Source organism: Celeribacter sp. (genome assembly GCF_048270365.1).
In the GTDB taxonomy this organism is placed as follows: Bacteria; Pseudomonadota; Alphaproteobacteria; order Rhodobacterales; family Rhodobacteraceae; genus Celeribacter.
Genome location: NZ_JBLWTA010000021.1, coordinates 1 through 18,280 on the forward strand (window position 1 = coordinate 1; position 18,280 = coordinate 18,280).

Here is an 18,280-nt window from a genome sequence, read left to right on the forward strand (position 1 = left end):
AAGTGCTTGAATCTCATCAACTTCGGTCATCCGACATCGATTTCTCGTGGTTTTCTGACATGCCGCTGAGCATATACTCGCATGTCCGATAATGCAAACTTATTGGACATAAAAGCGAGCAGCAGGGTAGGGCGGTTTGTTTGCTATTTTGTGGTAGAAAGCGCCGTGCTGGTGTAGGCTTCAGGCATGACTTTTGCCCGACCGGATAACATCAGCGACCTTGACACGTTACCCCGGATGCCTGCCTGGGTCACCTCCAGGCGTGCTGAAACCACTGAAGATGTTGCGTTTTTGTCGGGTGCGGTGCTGAACCACCTGCATGTTGTATTGGGGCACGAGGAAGTGCCCCACGCCTTGTTGCGGGATCGCCTCGCGCTGCGTACGGCGGAGGCTTGTGTTGCGTTTTCCGGGCGTTCGGAGTGGACAGGGGAGTTGCGAGATGCGGTGCACCTGATGCGCCCGGGCGATTTGCCGGGTCCGGCGGGCGAGGTTCTGCTCGCCTGGCGGCACGCGGTGGAACGGCCGGTGTCGGTCAAGGCTTTGGGTCGCGCCTTACCCAGTGTCGCGCCGGGGCGGCTTGCGGCGTGGTTGGATGCGGGGCCCCGAGGCGGATGGCGGGCTCCGGTGACCCGTGCCGCGATGGTGCTGGAAGCGGTGCTGGCGGACGAACGTCGCGCAGAGGCTGCGGCGCTGATCCTGGCGGATGCGGCGCTCGCCCAAGCGCTCGGTTGGACGCATCTCGTACCGCTTCTGGCCGCAGGCCTGAAACGCGCCGATCTGCGCAAGCGCGGTGACGACTTGCGGTTCGTCTGTCATCGCGCACTGGTCTTGTCAGTGGGCGAAGCCGTGCGCCTCGCCGCAGATCTCGCGCGGCGGGCTGCGCATCTGAAAGCCGTCGCAACGAAGCTGCGGGCCAAGGGCGCAGGCGAGGCAGTCGAGATGTTTTTGACCCGCGATGCTGTTGCTCCCTCGGCGCTGCCTTTGCCGGATCGCGCCGCGCGGCGGCTCTGCGACCGGCTGGTCGACCTCGGCGCAGTGCGCGAGCTGACCGGGCGCGACACTTTCCGGCTCTACGGGGTGTAGGTGTGAGCATGGACAGCGAAAGTGGGAACCGGTTTCGCGGTTCGGACATGCGACCACCAAAGTCGACGAAGGATCGCTCTGACCCTGAACTGGATCGCGAGCTGCCCGACCTGCCGCCAGAGTTGCGCTGGCAGGAATGGATGCGCCGGATCGAAGGAGTCCTCTTTGCCTCTGCATCGCCGGTGCCGCGCGAAGACCTGACGCGGGTCGTGGGGCAGGGGGCCTCGGTTGACCTGCTCGTCGAGGACCTCGCCGCCGATCTGGAGGGGCGGGCCTTCGAGATCGCCCAGGTCGCCGGCGGCTGGATGTTCCGGACCCGATCCGTCTATGCCCCCGTGATCCGCGCAGCGGCGGATGTCGGCAACCAATTACTGGACTTGAGTGAATTCGATGTCGCGGTGCTGGCCGCTATCGCCTACCACCAGCCGATCACCCGGGACGGGCTCAAGGACATCTTCGGCAAGGAAATCAGCCGCGACCTGATCGGCCGGCTGCATGCGCGCGACCTGATCGGGACCGGGCCACGATCGCCGCGCCGCGGTGCGCCCTATACCTTTGTGACAACCGAGCAGTTCCTTGTCGCCTTCGGGTTGGAGAGCCTTCGCGATCTTCCCGATCGGGAACAGTTGGAGGATGCGGGAGTTGTCGACCAAGCACCAGAGGTCGATTTCGGGTGACGCATTGCCGATGCTGATAGTGAAGTCCGCCGCTCTGCTTATCGTTTCATTTGCCGTGCAACGATTCTTCTGCGTTCTCCAAAAAGCCGCATGATTGCAATGTGAAAATCGTTTCATTATTTCTGAACGAAGCCTCGTGCAATTCTCGCGACAAGGCATTCCCTCCTCGTCGTTGTGAGCGGAAAGCGGTCTTATGGCAGTGCGGCGCGGCGTCCGCAGCGACACCACGAAAGCAGTCACTTAGGTAACGCGTGGCGACGTGGGCGCTTGCTACTCATAAACGAGCGGAAAGCAGTCTATTGTGATATGCAAAGCTGATCGTCTCAACTGAGTCCGCCGCACTCCTTAGAATTTTCCTCTTCCCCTCTGCAACGGCTATTTCTTTTCCGTGCCGCTTTTCGATGTCGGCTTTAGTATTTCAGGTGTCCAATCTCTGGCGTCGGTGAGTGAGATCGACTAAAATATGTGGGAAGCTTCCATCTAGAAAAACTCTGTTACAATACCTGACGGTCCCGATATTAGCTTTGCAAGCATGCCTGTCCGGATAGCCGTTTGTAGAGTGACGCAAACGTCGGACACTAAAATGACATTTGTGAACTACATTTCTCTCCCTGCTCGAGAGCTTGCTATTCTGGTGAACGCTTTGAAGCGGCCAGGGTCTGGTAATCCCTCTTCGAGAGGGCGAGCTCTAATTGAGGCTATTTCCCAACAGGGGTGGGCTAAACTGCATCAGCTTGAAGATCTGATCTCAATGCAGGATAGCCGGGTCGACTGGACGGCTTTAAGGGACGTTGAGGGAATCGCGAGGCAGCTGAATATCAACCTGCCATTCGTGGGTTTCAAGCCGCAAACGAAGGACCACGACTTTAGTGGGGGGGTGGGGCTCAGCACGGCGGGGGCGGCCTGTCTCCTGATATGGCTGGAACGTTTGGGGTTCCAGGTGAACGCGACTGCTGTGTGCGCCGAGGTGGCCCGGCAAACCGAAGAGCATAGCTGCGTGTCCGATGAAGAGGTGACCGCGCTCTGGTACATTGACCAGCGGCATACGATGGGGCCGGTTACTGTAGGTACAGAACCTTGCGTGATACCCATTGGTGAGGTCGACACTTTCAAGACCTCTTCCGGTTACAGGGTCGAGGTCACCAACGGAGCCGACGGCGCCCCCGCCATTATGAGTGTCACCGCGCCTCACTGCGTCGAAGGCCCCGCTCGTGAAGCTGTCACCTGCCCTGTCTGCGGCATGCTTTATTTGAGCGGCTACAAGCCCGATGAGCATGAACACCGGATTTTCCATCGAAAGACGGTCACAACGCTGCGCCCCGTGCCGTCCAGGGCGATTAAGACAGCCCTGAAAGTGGATCCAGAAGCAGTCTGGGTTAACGAGCGGTCACCTAGCTGGCTACGGATCGCCGTTCACCGGAGGGCCAAAGCCTTCAAGCGCGAGATGGGCTTCGATTTCACACAATGGGACCCGACCTCTGATGAGGAAGCGATCGGGTTTCTTTTTGTCGACGACGACCATCGTATCGTTGGTACCTGCTGTTTCAGACCAACGGATGCAGAGGCCGGGGGTCAGATGAAGTTGGACTGGATCTGGATCGCTCCAGACGAGCGCAGAAAAGGCTGGCTGACCAAGAACTGGCAGCGATTTGTCGGCCGATTTGGTGAGTTTGATGTTGAGCGCCCGATATCTGACGAGATGCAGCGGTTCCTCGTGAAGAACGGATTGGATCACCTGCTTTGAGCAGGCAGGATTCGAATGGATGCTTTAGCGCGGTGTTCATTCCTCCGTACTGTAACTGCGCCACTCATCGAAAGGCGGCTTTGGGGAATTCGGCAATGTAGCATCCGGGGTACTCGAGTGGCGCCTACGGGTTGTTCACGTTGATCGACAAAAAGGGCGGATTGCAGACTTTCGCTGCAGGTTCAAAGGCTTCAATTTGTGATTAGCAAAGCTGCTATTCAAAGCCTTTGGAGTTAACTATCTTTAACTGCGCAATGACATCTGAAATCGTTCCTTGAAGTGGCTTGCAATGTTTTTGCTATTTATGAATAGCCCTATCTCAGATAGTGGCTTGTCCGTTGGTGGGTCAGCAGAGAGCCAGTTTTGACTGGAAATAACTAAGTTATCATTGTCCCAAGCTAAGACTTTAGCATGGAGGCGAGGGTCAAAGATTGGCTGTACATTGACACCCGTTCCCATATCATCTCTTACGAGCGCAGCCGCGTCTTCCGACGATAAGCCTCCCGAAGTTCTACCGTAGAATATTTTCACAAGGCGATCTTGCTTGGAAGCTGCCGCTACCATCGCAGATAAGACTAAAGGGCCAGATGCAGGGCTCATTCGGTGACTGCATATAAATGCTTCTGTCTGAACTTCATCTCTCGCACGGAGTATCAAATCTTTGTGCATCGGCCCGTAGACTAGAGCTATTCGTGAGCTCCCTGACTGTTCAAAACGATTTTTTGCAACGGTCGCTGCCAGTTTCATATACTCTTCTGAAAGGCGAGAGAAATGACCGTTCGGCGAACGGCACATCTCAGCAAGTTTCGAAAATACGTCAGCAACTAAGTTGCTGTTCTTGATTGTTGCCGAAACTTCGAAACTTTGAAAATCGCTTGATAGCCAATTGCACGAGCCGATGTAGCAAACAAACTCATTTGCTCGACCTTGATCTGAAATCAGGATTTTTGAATGAGAGTGTGTTGAGGATGTATGTATTCTGAGCCGGTCGATATTACTTCCGGTCATTTGTTTCCGAATATTGAGCGCTGCTTGACGGGAAGGATTTTTTCCACTGCTATCCGTTTCTTGCCCCCACAGAATGTCAATCATCGCACCGCGATCTAGAGCGATCCGGAGGTTAGAAAGAACATCTTTGAATCGCTCTTCGGAAATGAATGTCGAATGAATGATGATCCTGTGACGTGCCTTCTTGATTGCGTCAATCAAGACGCTCTTATGCTCTGTACCGCCGATGACAAGTTCGGAGTTCATAAATCTACATGGGACCTCATCCAAGCGCGGTGGCTTAACTTGAAACCTCGCTGTAACGGTTTGCGGTACTTGGCCATGTGACTTCGGTTTATACGAACGCGCAGCTTCTAATATGGTCGTTGTGAGCTCTTCAGATGCGTGAGATGGTAGACCGTCGACTATTCCGTCTCGAACGACGACGAGCGCCCACCTTTCCATGAGGCGCTCACCCCCGCCGTCAAACGCGACAAATTGCTCATCTTCTTCGAACAATACATGCAGAAGCGATGTTGCGTCCCCCGCGTTTTCTTTCTCTGGCCTTGAAATGCGTATGATGTTTGCATCTCGCTTCTCTAGGTCTTGGATATGATATTCATGATGGAATGGCAGTTGTCGTCTACGGAATACCGTTCCAGAAATCTGGTCGATCACGAAGCTGCGGCGTTGCTTGTGTCGCGTTAGCGGACTCGGTAGTTCCCGTAATGTCGCAGCGGCAGTTCCGGAAGGCGTAGTTTGGAAATTCATATTGCTGCCGACGTCAAGCAGTTCCACCCACCCAACTCTCATGAGTCTAACAATTGCTTCGACAAGGACGCGACGGGGTAGATTGGATCCTTGCTGCAGATTCAAAAAACTCTGAGCGCCCTGCGCAATTGAGGCCAACAGTGAATGTTCTATAACCGTCCAGGGACGACCTTTATCAAACACAAATTTCTTAGTGCCCTGAAGAACTGGGACTGCAACACGAACTGTAGTCATTGTTCAGTCCCCTTATTCAATGTTTTAAAGTCTATCAGAACAGCATTTTTGGCATCTGTTTCGACAATTAGATTTCTCATTAGGTGCTTCAAGAAAAAATCATCCGCATTATCTCTAGCCTTGTTGGCTGTCAGTACGGTGTTTAGAAAATCGAACGAACCCACCACAATGAGTTTCCAACGCGCACGACTAAAGAGCACGTTCATTCGCCGTGCGTCACACAGAAAACCGAGAGCGCCGTTCAAAGAGGATCGATGGTTATTCCTGACAAGCGAAACAACTACAACATCCGCTTGGTTCCCTTGAAACGAGTCGACGGTACCGCAAATTGATTGATCAACAGCGCCTTCGAACTCCTGAAGATTTGGGAACGCTGCCAAATCATCATCTACTCGTTTCCTTAGTCGTCTAACTTGCTCACTGTATGGTGATAAGACCGCAATAGTCGGCTTCTTCTGGATGCTTTGTGGTACTTTGAGTAGCTTCAAAGCTTCAACGACAGCCGAGACTTCATCCGGATTGTGCCAAGTCGGACTCTGGTCGCCAAATTTCTTGCCGAGCTCGGATTGGACATAAGGCATATTGACCATCACAAGCGGAGAGTCAGGAAGCCGAGCGGCGTCCAAGGAACGGAATGGTGGTTCTTCTTGCTCAAATCGGCGGGAAGCTGAGTGATAGGTTTCAAGTTCTCCATCGTAAAATGTTTTTGAAACTATGCGAGCAATCGTAGGATGCATTCTGTGCTGCTGGTTCAGTACCGATGCTAATTTCCGAGCCTTTGGTCGGTTTTTTTGCCACGCTAACTGATTCTCAATAAGCGTTTCGAACAGGGATAGAAGCTCAATCGCTTTCGCACAAAGTGGCGCGAAGTCAAACTCAACTTCAACGGCTAGCTCGATGACTTCATCTATAGTTTGGTCTCTTAGACTGCGTCCGACGAACTGAGCGCCTGCGGATATTGTTTTGCGAACATTTTCAGGATCTTGAAGCAAGCGTTCTAGACGATTGGAGTCGAAAGGCGCTAGTTGCTTGTGATCTCCGATCATGAGGCGTCTATGTGACAATAGAAGGGGGGCAAGCAGCTCTAGTCCGTTTGCTTTGCCTGCTTCTTCGATAACACTCCAGTCAAATTGGTTTTTCTCTTCAACTAGCCGTTCAATGCTGGAGGAGTTCACCGTCGAAAAGACTACATTTGCCGATCGAAGCACTAAATGCTCTATGGCCTGAACATCCTTACCCGACACGCCCGAAGACTTCTTTGGCCGCGCATTTCCAACATTCGTCGAAATGCTTCGCAGATCATCAATTTGCGATCTTAAATATTTCGGTGCGTTTTCCGCTATCTCGCTTTTGCAGAAATCCGAAATCACTCCTCTTGTTACATTTCGCGGGCTTCTGTCATCGTGCGTCCCTTCGTAGTCCTTTGCTCTAGGTCGCACGATCAAGCAATCGTCAGGCAACGAAACCTCTGAGAGGATTTCATCCATTAAGTGGTCAATGGCTGAGTTTGCTTGAGCTGTTAAGAGCACCCGACTCGTAGGGTCTGCCCTGAAAATATGATCGGTCAGGTCCCTAACTAATCGGGTTTTTCCTACGCCGGGCGGACCCTGGACAAGAGAAATTGGAAGAGTGGATATGATCCGGTCCAAAGCTTCTTGTTTTGATGGATCAAGCTCTTTCCAAGCATCGTTCCTATCCGCTACTTCGTGAGTTTCAAGAATTTTTGAGCGCGGGTCCTCTAGCATCGCGCTTAGTTCAGAGTGCTCTTTTAGCGCACTTATTGCTTTAACTCGTCTTCGGAATTGTGTGTCTCTACCTACAAAGTCCGATAGTAGGAGAAGCGGTTGGGTCAGCAGAGGCAGTGGATCACTACCTGACAGTTTGTATGATACCCCCCCTTCGTTTTCGATCCGATCGGTTAGGCGCCAAGTGGTGTTAGCAATTTCCTTTACACCTACAAGCTGCCCGTCCGATATGACCCACTCTTCAGCGCGGCTATCTTTCTGAACTAGATCATCAAGGCGATCGGCGAGAGGTTTGAGGCCCAATGCTTCAGAGAGCGCTTCGCGCTCGGTGTCTTGACGGACCATAACGCGCACGGAAAAGAGATCTTCCGATTGCTCATTATCATCTTTCTGAACCTCAACAGGGAAGGAGTCCGCTGCCGCATAAATTGCATCAACAAACGACGTGAGGGATAGAGCCTCAATAGCGCTACTGCCGCCCAAGACAGTGCTGTTGCTATTCGAGAGACTGTCCAAAAGAGATTGCCAACTACGAAGCTTCCCACGAAGTCTTGGGAAATCTCTGTTGGCGTCCCTTAAGGAAAAAATACTGATTTCTCCGCTCGGAACAGTGCCCTCAGAGATAATATTTATGGGCGCGGGATTCTTTTTTTCGGTCCGTTCGCAATAAGCGAGATCCCAAGAACCATCGCCCTGAGAGGCTTTGTGGGTAAACTGAGCCAAAGAGTAAGTCAGTTGGTGCCCGCAAACTACAAGTCGGCTATCTGCGATTCCGTCAGCTTTAATCAAAAGCAGCCTCGGTCGTTCGTAGATGTCGGCCTCGATGAAACTTAGTTGAGCTTGGGTGTTATTGGATTCGATCTCGCCATCCGTAGCGATTCTAATCGCGTCAGAAAGGCTTGACTGTGGGCCGAGGCGAACTGCGAGGCGTAGGTTTTGCTCTATTCTGGCCTCAAACCGCTCAAGGCATGCAACGATTTCATCGATTTCGCTATTGATTGTATCGCCGTCTAATCGTTCGAATTTTTCCGCGACAACGAGCTTTCTTAATAGCTTGATTTCTTCGGTCAAGACGCTCTCAGACACTGAAGAAGGTGGAATACTTGGATCGGCAATCTTCTTCTTGTCGAGGCGCAGCAACTCACTGATCAGAAGTGCGAAGTCACGCCAGTCAGAATAGAAAGAGGCAGTTGCGATACTTTCCTTTGCAGTACTGGACCTACTAATTTGCGCGCTGACTCCTGTAAGTCGGATTGACCACTCAAAGCCAGTAAGTTGGAAATCAAGTTGCTCGCCACCTGACGTCAATACTGACCATCCATCTATGTTTCTATGAATTAGGCCTTGTTGATGAATGATCTCTATTCCACAACAAACCCTCTGCATGTTTCGCCACAAACGAATTCTGTTCGTGACGCGGTTGGTTTGCTTAAGCCATTGATTTCTATTTCCAAAATCAAGAATTGTCGCCAAGGGGCGACGCTGCCCAACATCTAGAGCTAAATGAAATCCCTCATCATCGTCGCCTGTCGCATATATCGGAGCGATTATGTCGTTCGCGCCGGGATACCCGCATATTCGATGGAGTTGTCGAAGCTCGTGATGCCAAATATCCTTGAGCAAGGGATTATCATTCTTGCTTGCAGACCATGATTTAACAAGAACTTGGGCGTCTGTGTTTGAGTAACCCTCGACCAAGCTCGGCCTTCCAGATTTCTTATCTTCACGCCTGAGAAGCCGTTCATCCAGTTCAAATTGACTTAAGAAATTGCTTCTTTGCCGCTTGGTGGGTCGCACCATACTAAATTATTCCCAACACTGGCTGTGAGTTCACAGCAAACAATCATCTAGCGGGAAAGACTCAACCCACAATTGCGTAGAGGTTGCATTACATAGGCAAACAAGACAATGCGGATTTTCCAAAATGGGAAACCAAATTCTGCGAGTGTGATTCAAGGTCAGCTTTGGGAAATCTGCACCGCAGCGTCCCGCCTTCTTCTGAAAGGCTGGTTTGGGCCGTTTACGTTGCTTGGCTCTTGTGAGCCTGACCGCGTGAACCCAATTGGTCATGATTTTCTATCGTCACGAATCCTTCCTTTGCCTGAACACTTTTGGGACGGCGGCTTCATTGTGCGATCTGTTCCAGGCCCAGCGTGAGCCGCGGAAGCTTTTGCTTGAAGCGGTCAGAAACTAAGCTACATATCTGACACTTGGAGGCGATCATGCAAACCACATCCCAAGCGATCAAGGCCTATGCTGAAGCATTGCCGGAGGGTGCGACCCTGTCGGCGCGGGAGTTGTTGCACCTCGGAGAGCGTGCGGCGGTCGATCAGGCGCTGTCGCGGCTGGTGCGGCGAGGGGAGCTTATGCGTGTGAGGCGAGGATTGTTCGCGTCGCCTGTGAAGACCCGCTTCGGGAACCGGGCGCCCTCGGTTCAGGCCGTGGTTGAGCACATTGCGAAATCAACCGGTGAGCGCGTGTCGCAAAGCGGAGCGTCGGCAGCGAACCTGCTCGGCATTTCGGCGCAGAATCCTTCCCGTCAAGTGTATTGGACCTCCGGGCCGAGCCGTCATTTGAAACTCGGAGTGCAAAGCGTCGAGCTTAAACATGTGCCGAGCTGGCAGCTTCGAGCACCCATCAGTCGTGCCGGGTACGCCTTTCGGGCGCTCGCCTATTTCGGCAAATCCGAAGCTGCTCAGGCATTGAGGCGTATCAAGGCGACGCTGAACGAAGAGGAGCAGCGCGAGCTTCTGAGCCTTCGCGCCTGTGCGCCAACCTAGTTGGCCAAGGAACTTAGCGCGCTCGCGTCATCGCAATGACAGAAAGCCAAACTTACTTTTCCCTGTCGCGCGAAGACAAGATTGACGCGCTGGAAGTGGCTGTCTCGAAGCTGGGGCGGCCCGCAGACCTCTTGGAAAGCCGAGCACATCAACAACCGTGACCAAGCATTCTTCATGATCGGGATCGTTCTCAAAATCAGTCATCTCTGATCCATCTTCAGCCGAGGAGCTTCTCTAACTCTTTGCCTTGGGCGGCATGCTTCTTGGGGTTTTCTGCTTTCAGCTTGTTCACGTTGATCAGCTTCCATCTGACGGCTGGTAACCTGGCCGCTTGAGGGCGATCGATCGCGTCGAAGTCGGGATCGCCTTCATGCAGGGTTCTCAGAAACCTCTTCGCGTCTTCATCCATTCGGGATTGGATGTCCCCGATCAGGCGGTCGCGCGTTGCGATCAATTCCGTAAGGTTGACCGCTTTCTTCGTCATGCCCTCGAATTCTCGCGCGTAGGGCTGATCCAGATTGATCAGGTTTGGGTTCAGCAGTTCGTGCGGCGGGCGTGGTGAACTCGCCACATAGATCAGGAAGGTGCGGAACAACTCGTCGGTAAACCCTTCGTTCTCGTAGAGGAGCTTGACGTCATAGAGATCCCGCGGGTGCTGGCGATCGACGGCCGCATGTAGCTTACCGCCGAACAAATCCTCGAAGGAGACGATGTTCATCATCGCGTATCCGAACTCTTCCTCGACGGCTTCCGAGACTTCGCGTTGTTCCGGATCATGCACGACGCCGCGGGTGACAGGGGAGGTTTCGATCTTGATTTCGGCTGCACCGAGGCGTGCGAGCGCGCGTGTGGCGCCGCCGCCACCGCCCGCAATACGCTGCGCGTTGGCACCGGTGATGCCGTCTTCGATGGCGGCGGCAATCCGGTCCATCGCGTCGTTGATTTCGGCGAGGCTTTCGGCGCGGTCTTTGACAGGCAGATAGGTCAGATCGATATCGACCGAGAGGCGCGGAAGGTCGCGATAGAAGAGGTTGATGGCCGTCCCGCCCTTCAGCGCAAATATCTCTTCCTTTGCGACATACGGCAGTATGCGCACGAGCAGGGCCACTTGGGCGGCATAGTCTTCACGCGCCATGACCACGTTCCTTTCTTACAAACTCTTCGGGCACCATGATCCTGTAGCGCGGATGTATCTTGCCGCCTTTAACCAATGCGCGGTCGCCGCTGCCGAGGTCGAACTCTTCCGGATCGAGTCGCTTGCGCCAGGCATGGTCGTGGCGGTCGGCGAACACGAAGAACAGGCGTTTGACCTTGATCTTCTTGCAACTGCTGAGCAGCGCCGCGAGGGTTCTCGGGCGCAACGTCGTCAGGCTTTCGAACGCCATGTCGAGGTTGTGAAAGCTCTCTTGATCCGGCAACTCGTCCAGCGCCTCAAAGATCGCGCGTTCCGGCGAGGACATCACCAGTTTCCAGTCCCATGGCAGGGACGATGCTGTCTCGTTGAGATTATTTAGTGTGTCAGCGACACCCAACTCCGGATCGGAGAACAGCGATACGCTGCGTGGGCGGAGTTCGGCGTTGAGCGGCAGTTTTTCGAGCCAGTTGGGGATTTTTGAGCCGTAGAGCCAGACCGTGCTCTTGTCTCCGAGGGAGAGATAGTGCGCATAGCCTTGCAGGCCTAATGCCGTTGCCCCCCCGATATGGACAGGGTAGTGCATGATGTGCTGGAGCGAGAGCAGGCAGGTCTTCCAGTCGAGCGTGTTCGTGGTGGCGCTGCCTGGTGCCGGGCGGCGGAAGACGCCGCGGCCAAGGCGTTCTAGCCAGCCGCGTTGGACATAAGCGTAGGACGAACGCCGGCCTATCCCGTGGTGCTCAAGCCAGACGGAGTCCACGAGGAACCCCGTGGGGACAGCCTCAAGAAGGTTCTTTAGTTTTTCGTGTTCTTGTCCGCTCATAAGCGACACAATGATATATTTTTAAAGAGACCGCCACTTGTTTCTGTGGAGACCTGTGAGATAGTCCGTCAAGGATGGACAAATTTTTACATTCTCAAAGAGATTGGTGGTTGTCGGCTCTGAAGCTCACCAGCGAAGCAGGGCGGGGATGCCCTCGAAGGGCTGAGAAGACACTCTGTCATTCGGATCGAAAAGTTGAAGCTTTGTGCCCATGTCGAAGCAGCTGCGCCAAACCAGAGCCAGGTTTCACTTTCGATCGCGGCGCTCTTTTGCCCAAACAAACATCGCACCGACGGCTGCATTGGCTTGCTGCACGCTGAACACTTCCGGTTCGAACGCGCCCGCCCATTGCTTTGTATCACGATGTTCCGGGTGGTGTTTGTCGGTCAGCGCGTCGAGAAATTCTTCGTAAGAGTAGGGCCCTCCACTGTCCTCTGGCGGACACGCGCGCTCTCCGGCAACACAGGCGGGAAAGTCCTGATCTGGTCTTCCGGTTGTTTTGCCAACTTTCTCGACAGTGACGAGGTGTCGCCAACCATCGCCGAAGTCATAAGTATATGTGAACTGACTGCCATTCCTGACCAGCTCTCCAAGAGTAAACCTCTTCTCGTCCTTCCGGCCATCGTCAGGATCCCAGCTGTCGTCACTTTCGTCGCGGGCCTCGAACCTGTCCTCGCCAATCTCGAACTCATGCAAATGATAGTCTTGCCACGGCATAGCGCCCTGAAGAACGGAATGCAGGATGTCCAAGCTGATATCATTCGGCACGAAGATCCGGCGCCAGATGGGTGGTTTGATGCCAATAAGTTCGATTTTCAGTTCAATCAAAATGTGTTCCGCCTGTTTTGATGGCCTTGTCGTTGAAGCAACCTTTGATTTTTTGGACTGAAGCATTCAAGGGGAAACTTGATTGCCGTTGCCTTGAGGTCATCTGCTGCGACACCCGTCCTGCCAATTGAGTCTGCATTTCCAGTGGTCACGATATTGGCCCCGTTTATTGCGACCGATATGAGGCCACGCCTTAGTGAAAATCCCGGCTTGGAAACAACTTCTTTCCCTGGTCACGCGGATGCCGGGCCGTTGAACCGCGGCCGCCGAACGTGGCGTGGCCTGCTGCACCGGTCTGGCGACCTCCTGCGTCGGTGGCCGGCCGCCCAAGGCTCGAAAGCATCGGCGAGATGTCCTCGATCCGCTCGGCGATCACATGAACGACCTGTCCCTCGCGTTCGATCCGGCCAGTGACGCGCAGAAGCCGCCCGGCGATCACCGCCTTGCGAAAGGTCTCGTAGACCCGGCTCCAGACCACAACGTTGGACACGCCAGTTTCGTCCTCCAGCGTCAGGAAAATCACGCCCGAGGCCGTGCCGGGCCGTTGCCGCGTGATCACGAGACCCGTCACCGTGATGCGCCCGGTGGCCCGGTCCAGACGTTCATGCGGCAGACTGTCCGGCAAGCGCGGCCGCAGCAACTCCATCGGATGGGCGCGCAGAGAAAGTCGTAGTGCCAGATAGTCCTCTATCACCTCCTGCCCGAGCGTCATCGCCGGCAGCGTAACCTGCGGTTCCACTCCGCCCTCACCGTCGGCTCCAAAGAGGGGCAGGGGCTTTGGCCCTCGCAACGCCCGCGCGGCCCAGAGCGCATCGCGCCGATTGAGACCGAGCGAGGCGAAGGCGTCGCCTTCGGCCAACCGTTCCAAGGCATCGGGCCTCACTCCGGCCCGACGCGAGAGGTTCTCGACATCGGGATATCCATTGCCGCGGGCGGCCTCGATCCAGATCGCGTCTTCCTCCCGCATGCCTTTGATCTGCCGAAACCCCAGCCGCAACGCCAGCGTTCCGTCGCCGCGCGGCTCGAGGGTGCAGTCCCAGGCCGAATGATTGACCGAGACGGCCCGGATCTCGACGCCATGCTCACGCGCGTCGCGGACGAGTTGCGCGGGGGCGTAGAAGCCCATCGGCTGGCTGTTCAGCAGGGCACAGGTGAAAACCGGCGGATGGTGGCGCTTCAGCCAAGCCGAGATATAGACCAGCCGCGCAAAGCTCGCCGCATGGCTTTCCGGGAAGCCATAACTGCCGAAGCCTTCGATCTGGGCGAAACATCGCTGCGCAAACCCCGCCTCGTAGCCGCGGGCCAACATGCCCGAGATGAACCGCTCGCGGAACGCGCCGATGGTGCCCATCCGCTTGAAGGTTGCGAGTGAGCGGCGCAGCCGGTCCGCCTCGCCCGCCGAGAAGCCGGCCGCGACCACCGCGATCTGCATGGCCTGTTCTTGGAAGAGGGGGACGCCATAGGTGCGCCCCAGCACCTCCATCATGGCGGGGCCGAGGTCTTCGACCTTTTCCTTGCCCTGACGGCGGTTGATGAAGGGATGAACCATGCCTCCCTGGATCGGGCCGGGGCGGATGATGGCGACCTCGCAGACCAGATCGTAGAATTTTCGCGGCTGCATGCGCGGCAGGAAGTTGAGCTGCGCCCGACTTTCGACCTGAAAGACCCCGACCGCATCGGCTTTGCAGAGCATATCGTAAACCACAGGATCCTCGGATGGCACATTGGCGAGGTTCAGCTTCAGGTGACGGTGATCCTCCAGCAGCCCGAAGGCCTTGCGGATGCAGGTCAGCATGCCGAGCGCCAACACATCGACCTTCATGAGCCCGAGCGCGTCGATATCGTCCTTGTCCCACTCGATAATGGTGCGATCCGCCATCGCGGCATTCTCGATTGGGCAGAGCTCGTCGAGCCGGCCATGGGTGATCACGAAGCCGCCGACATGCTGGCTCAGATGCCGGGGAAATCCAATGATCTCGCCGATCAGCTTTGCTGCCAGCGCCACGCGCCCGTCGGCCGGATCGATCCCGGCGTCGCGCATCCGATCGTCGCCCGGGGCGCTGGACGGCCAGCCCCAGATCTGGCCCGAGAGCCGCGCGATTATGTCTTGGCTCAGCCCCATGACCTTGCCGACCTCGCGAATCGCGGCACGTGAGCGGAAATGGATCACGGTCGCGGTTAGCCCGGCGCGATGGCGTCCGTATTGCTCGTAGATCCATTGGATCACTTCTTCGCGCCGCTCGTGCTCGAAATCCACGTCGATATCCGGCGGCTCGCCGCGCTCTTTTGAGATGAAGCGTTCAAAGATCAGGGTGATGCTCTCGGGGGGCACTTCGGTCACGCCGAGCAGGTAGCAGACGACCGAATTGGCGGCCGACCCGCGGCCTTGGCACAGAATGCCCTGCGAGCGCGCGAACACCACAATGTCATGGACCGTCAGAAAATACGGCGCATACGCCATCTCGCCGATGAGCTTCAGTTCCTTGTCGACCCGCGTCACAATGCGGGCGGGCGGCCCCTCTGGATAGCGCCAATGCAGCCCCTCGCGCGACAGCCGTTCGAGCCGCGCCTGCGCGGACTCGCCGTCCCGCGCCTCGTCGGGATATTGATACCGCAGATCGTCCAGCCGGAAGGCGCAGCGGTCGGCGATCTCCAGCGTGCGCCGGGTCGCTGCCGGATAGCGATGGAACATCCGCGCCATCTCGTCCGGGGATTTGAGCCGGTGTTCGCCATTGGTCAGCCGCCGCTCCCCGATCGTGTCGACGGTGCAGCCGATCCGTAGGCAGGTCAGGACATCGGCTAGCGGACGCCGGGACGAGCGATGCATCATCACCTCGCCAAGGGCCACCAGCGGCAGGCCGGTGTCCTGAGCGATCCGCGCCAGCTGGTCGAGGCGGATTGGGTCGCGGCCGTCATAGCGCGGGGCCGCGCCCAGAAAGCACTGGCCGGGGAAGGTACGCAGCATGTGCCGCAGGTCGCTGACAGATGCTCGGGCCGGATGCTCTATCGGGTCGGGCGGCAGCGCGATCAGCACCATGCCTTGACCCCAATCCAGCAAATCCTTGCGCGTCAGATGACATTCGCCTTTCGCGGCCCGCCGCTTGCCGAGGGATAGAAGTCGGGTCAGCCGCGACCAGGCCGCAATGTCCGTGGGCAGGGCGAGCCAGTCGACCTCGCTGTCGCTCAGCACGATCCGGGCGCCCGGGATCAGCTTTGGCAACACCATGTCCGGCGGAATTCGGGGGGCATCGCCTGCCGGCATGTGCTGCATCGTCTGGCGGCTGGAATGATCGGTCACCTGCCGGGATCGGATCACCGGACCAGCCTCGGCCCCCTCGCTCGCGGCGCGGGCCTCTTCGCGCAGGCGGGCCAGTTCCTTCAGTGCCGAGAAGGCCCGCACCACGCCCGCGACCGAGTTGCGGTCGGTGATGGCGATGGCCCTCAGGCCCAACTCGGCGGCACGCGTAACCAGTTCCTCGGGGTGCGAGGCCCCGGTCAGAAAGGTGAAATTGCTCGTCACGCAGAGCTCCGCATAGCCGCTCATGCGAACTCTCCCTGCGCGAACCAGCTCTGCGCGGGCCAGGTCGGGACCTGTGGCGTGTGGTAGAGCCAAAGCCGTGGGCCCTCCTGGGTCTCTACCCGCCAGTAGTCGCGCAGGCCCGAGCGCCAGGCCGGATCGTCGAACCACCATTCCGGCGCGATCCGTTCCGGTCCGTCCGCACGGAGCGTGGTGAAAGACATGCGCCGCCAGGCGAACCGGGCGGGGGGATGGCCGGGCTGTCCAAGCCCTTTCGTCGTGACCAGCTCAGGCGGAAAGATGATGATCGGTCGATCTGGTCCACGATGTGGCGGCGGAGATTCAGCGGCGCTATAGGCGGCCGGTGCTACTAAAAAGCTCCGCTCGGGGATTTTGCTGGCGGCAGGCAGGAGCCGCAGGACCCTGTCGAAGCCCAGCCGGTTGCCGAGCCGCGAGAAGAGATCGGCCAGCGCGTCCTCGCGGTCTATCGTTCGGGGCCCGCCGATCTGCTCAGGTGGCAGGTCTTCGGTCACATGGGCAACGAGGCGCAGCGCTTCGATCCCGAACCCAGCTTCGACCTGCGACACGCCTTTTGCAAAGAGCGCCGCAATCCGCTCGGGATCACGCATCGGCCGGGCCAGCCCGATCTCGACTTGCGCGGTTTCCCGGTCGACCCGGTGCAGTTCAAGCCGCAGCCGCCGTGCGCCGCGATGGTGTTGGGCAAGTGTGCTGCAGAGTCGGTCTAGCAAGCGCGCGAGGCCCGACATGACATCGGCCTCGAGGCCGATAGGTTCCGGCATGGTCAGCCGCACCCCGAAATACGGCGCGTCCGCCTCGGGAGAGACCGGCTCCGGTTGAAGGCCGAGCGCCTGGTCGAGACGCAGCACCAGAGCCGGACCGAACCGTCGCGCGAGGGGCGCACGCGGCAGATCGGTGAGATCGCCGATCCTGTTCAGCCCCATCCGGGCGAGACCTTCCGCCACATCGCTCCCGATCCTCAGCGCTGAGACGGGTAGGCTCGCGATACCCTCCTTCGCCCCGCCCTCGGGCAGGATGCCGCCGCCATGACGGGCCAGCGCCTGGGCTGCGCCACGGGTTTCGGCGATGGCGCTCGAGAGGGTCAGGCCGACCCGTTCCAGCCGCGCATGAAGGTCGGCCCGCATTTCAGCCTCGCCGCCGAAGAGATGCGGCACACCGGAGATATCGGCGATAAGCCCGTCCGGGCCGTCGCGCGCCACCATCGGCGAATAACGCCCCGCCCAGCGTCTGAGGCCTGCCAGTGCGGCCGCCTCTCGCGCCAGATCGGCGGGCCGCGTTATCAGCTCGGGACAGATGGCGCGCGCATCGGCCGCCGCCATGCCGAGGCGCAATCCCCGCGTCTCGGCGGCTTGGTTCAGACAATGCACATGATCGGCATTCCCTGACCTATGGATCAGGGCGAACGGTCCCTCAACGGGACGTCTCCGCTGGCTCGTGTCGCTTGCAAGCCGCGGAAACCGGATCGACAGCAGCCGTCTTACCATTCCAGTGCACAGTCCAAGCTCTTAATGTTTCCCTTTTGTTCTTAATAAGAGCCCATTGATGCAGAGTCGAGTCCCGCCGTTCCGCCGAAATCGGGGTACAATGCCACCGCGTCTCGGCAGCATTGCTGCCCTGGCCTTCACGGATCAGCATGAGCCCGGTGGTTCGCCCAGCTTCCGCGGCCAGTTGCAGGCGTCGCCCGGCGATTAGGGAGAGGGGCTTTTCCGGCTCCGCGATTACCAGTCCGACCCCTTCGGATCGTAGCGCTTCCTCCGCGGACCAGAGCAGATCGGTCTCGTTCACGGGACGGATGAGATGCAGCCGCTCCCCGACGCCTTCGGGCAGACCCCGGAGCATTGGCTGGTGCGGGGCATGACCGGGAATGATCCAGATCAGGGCCTCGGTGTGTCGGGCGGCTTGCAACAAAGCGAAGCTGCG

11 protein-coding genes are annotated in these 18,280 nt (G+C 57.3%); 4 read left to right on the plus strand and 7 right to left on the minus strand.

All coding sequences use genetic code 11. The annotated features are described in order from the left end of the window. Nucleotides 1-186 precede the first annotated feature (186 nt). From ACN0X0_RS19115 to ACN0X0_RS19125, 3 genes are all read left to right on the plus strand, one after another. A complete protein-coding gene (locus ACN0X0_RS19115; protein WP_417280481.1) occupies nt 187-1,083 on the plus strand; it encodes a DUF1403 family protein in 897 nt (298 codons plus the stop codon). Nucleotides 1,084-1,130: 47 nt separating this feature from the next. Further along, nucleotides 1,131-1,760, plus strand: a complete 630-nt coding sequence (gene scpB, locus ACN0X0_RS19120) for an SMC-Scp complex subunit ScpB (RefSeq protein WP_417280498.1) — start codon at nt 1,131-1,133, stop codon at nt 1,758-1,760. Nucleotides 1,761-2,343: 583 nt separating this feature from the next. Continuing rightward, nucleotides 2,344-3,504 (plus strand): GNAT family N-acetyltransferase, encoded by a 1,161-nt coding sequence (locus ACN0X0_RS19125; RefSeq protein ID WP_417280482.1) that lies wholly within the window; start codon nt 2,344-2,346, stop codon nt 3,502-3,504. Nucleotides 3,505-3,747: 243 nt separating this feature from the next. Here ACN0X0_RS19125 and ACN0X0_RS19130 read toward each other — a convergent pair whose 3' ends face one another. Next, entirely contained in the window at nt 3,748-5,496 is a 1,749-nt protein-coding gene (locus tag ACN0X0_RS19130) for a phospholipase D-like domain-containing protein (RefSeq protein WP_417280483.1), read from the minus strand. Continuing rightward, the gene (locus ACN0X0_RS19135) at nt 5,493-9,041 is read right to left on the minus strand and encodes an AAA domain-containing protein (protein WP_417280484.1); all 3,549 of its coding nucleotides are present in this window, start codon (nt 9,039-9,041) and stop codon (nt 5,493-5,495) included. The genes ACN0X0_RS19130 and ACN0X0_RS19135 overlap by 4 nt, the downstream gene beginning before the upstream one ends. Before the next feature lie 422 nt (nt 9,042-9,463). Here ACN0X0_RS19135 and ACN0X0_RS19140 point away from each other — a divergent pair, with 422 nt between their 5' ends. Further along, a complete protein-coding gene (locus tag ACN0X0_RS19140; protein WP_417280485.1) occupies nt 9,464-10,021 on the plus strand; it encodes a DUF6088 family protein in 558 nt (185 codons plus the stop codon). Nucleotides 10,022-10,238: 217 nt separating this feature from the next. Here the strand turns inward: ACN0X0_RS19140 and ACN0X0_RS19145 are convergent, their stop codons facing one another. The 5 genes from ACN0X0_RS19145 to ACN0X0_RS19165 form a co-directional block, all read right to left on the minus strand. Continuing rightward, a complete protein-coding gene (locus tag ACN0X0_RS19145) occupies nt 10,239-11,156 on the minus strand; it encodes a nucleotidyl transferase AbiEii/AbiGii toxin family protein (RefSeq protein ID WP_417280486.1) in 918 nt (305 codons plus the stop codon). Continuing rightward, on the minus strand, nt 11,146-11,976 hold the full coding sequence (locus tag ACN0X0_RS19150) for a type IV toxin-antitoxin system AbiEi family antitoxin domain-containing protein (RefSeq protein WP_417280487.1): 831 nt from the start codon (nt 11,974-11,976) through the stop codon (nt 11,146-11,148). Before ACN0X0_RS19150 ends, ACN0X0_RS19145 begins: the two co-directional genes overlap by 11 nt. A 246-nt stretch (nt 11,977-12,222) precedes the next feature. Then, the gene (locus tag ACN0X0_RS19155) at nt 12,223-12,870 is read right to left on the minus strand and encodes a plasmid pRiA4b ORF-3 family protein (RefSeq protein ID WP_417280488.1); all 648 of its coding nucleotides are present in this window, start codon (nt 12,868-12,870) and stop codon (nt 12,223-12,225) included. A 127-nt stretch (nt 12,871-12,997) separates the two neighbouring features. Continuing rightward, the gene (locus ACN0X0_RS19160; protein ID WP_417280489.1) at nt 12,998-16,348 is read right to left on the minus strand and encodes an error-prone DNA polymerase; all 3,351 of its coding nucleotides are present in this window, start codon (nt 16,346-16,348) and stop codon (nt 12,998-13,000) included. Further along, nucleotides 16,345-17,844, minus strand: a complete 1,500-nt coding sequence (locus tag ACN0X0_RS19165; protein ID WP_417280490.1) for a Y-family DNA polymerase — start codon at nt 17,842-17,844, stop codon at nt 16,345-16,347. The genes ACN0X0_RS19160 and ACN0X0_RS19165 overlap by 4 nt, the downstream gene beginning before the upstream one ends. Between the last annotated feature and the right edge of the window lie 436 nt (nt 17,845-18,280).

What these genes read in the sequence shown, in the direction of transcription:
- ACN0X0_RS19115 (WP_417280481.1), top strand. Translation starts at nt 187, where the DNA reads ATGACTTTTGCCCGACCGGATAACATCAGCGACCTTGACACGTTACCC.
- scpB (WP_417280498.1), top strand. Translation starts at nt 1,131, where the DNA reads ATGCGACCACCAAAGTCGACGAAGGATCGCTCTGACCCTGAACTGGAT.
- ACN0X0_RS19125 (WP_417280482.1), top strand. Translation starts at nt 2,344, where the DNA reads ATGACATTTGTGAACTACATTTCTCTCCCTGCTCGAGAGCTTGCTATT.
- ACN0X0_RS19130 (WP_417280483.1), bottom strand. Translation starts at nt 5,496, where the DNA reads ATGACTACAGTTCGTGTTGCAGTCCCAGTTCTTCAGGGCACTAAGAAA.
- ACN0X0_RS19135 (WP_417280484.1), bottom strand. Translation starts at nt 9,041, where the DNA reads ATGGTGCGACCCACCAAGCGGCAAAGAAGCAATTTCTTAAGTCAATTT.
- ACN0X0_RS19140 (WP_417280485.1), top strand. Translation starts at nt 9,464, where the DNA reads ATGCAAACCACATCCCAAGCGATCAAGGCCTATGCTGAAGCATTGCCG.
- ACN0X0_RS19145 (WP_417280486.1), bottom strand. Translation starts at nt 11,156, where the DNA reads ATGGCGCGTGAAGACTATGCCGCCCAAGTGGCCCTGCTCGTGCGCATA.
- ACN0X0_RS19150 (WP_417280487.1), bottom strand. Translation starts at nt 11,976, where the DNA reads ATGAGCGGACAAGAACACGAAAAACTAAAGAACCTTCTTGAGGCTGTC.
- ACN0X0_RS19155 (WP_417280488.1), bottom strand. Translation starts at nt 12,870, where the DNA reads ATGCTTCAGTCCAAAAAATCAAAGGTTGCTTCAACGACAAGGCCATCA.
- ACN0X0_RS19160 (WP_417280489.1), bottom strand. Translation starts at nt 16,348, where the DNA reads ATGAGCGGCTATGCGGAGCTCTGCGTGACGAGCAATTTCACCTTTCTG.
- ACN0X0_RS19165 (WP_417280490.1), bottom strand. Translation starts at nt 17,844, where the DNA reads ATGGTAAGACGGCTGCTGTCGATCCGGTTTCCGCGGCTTGCAAGCGAC.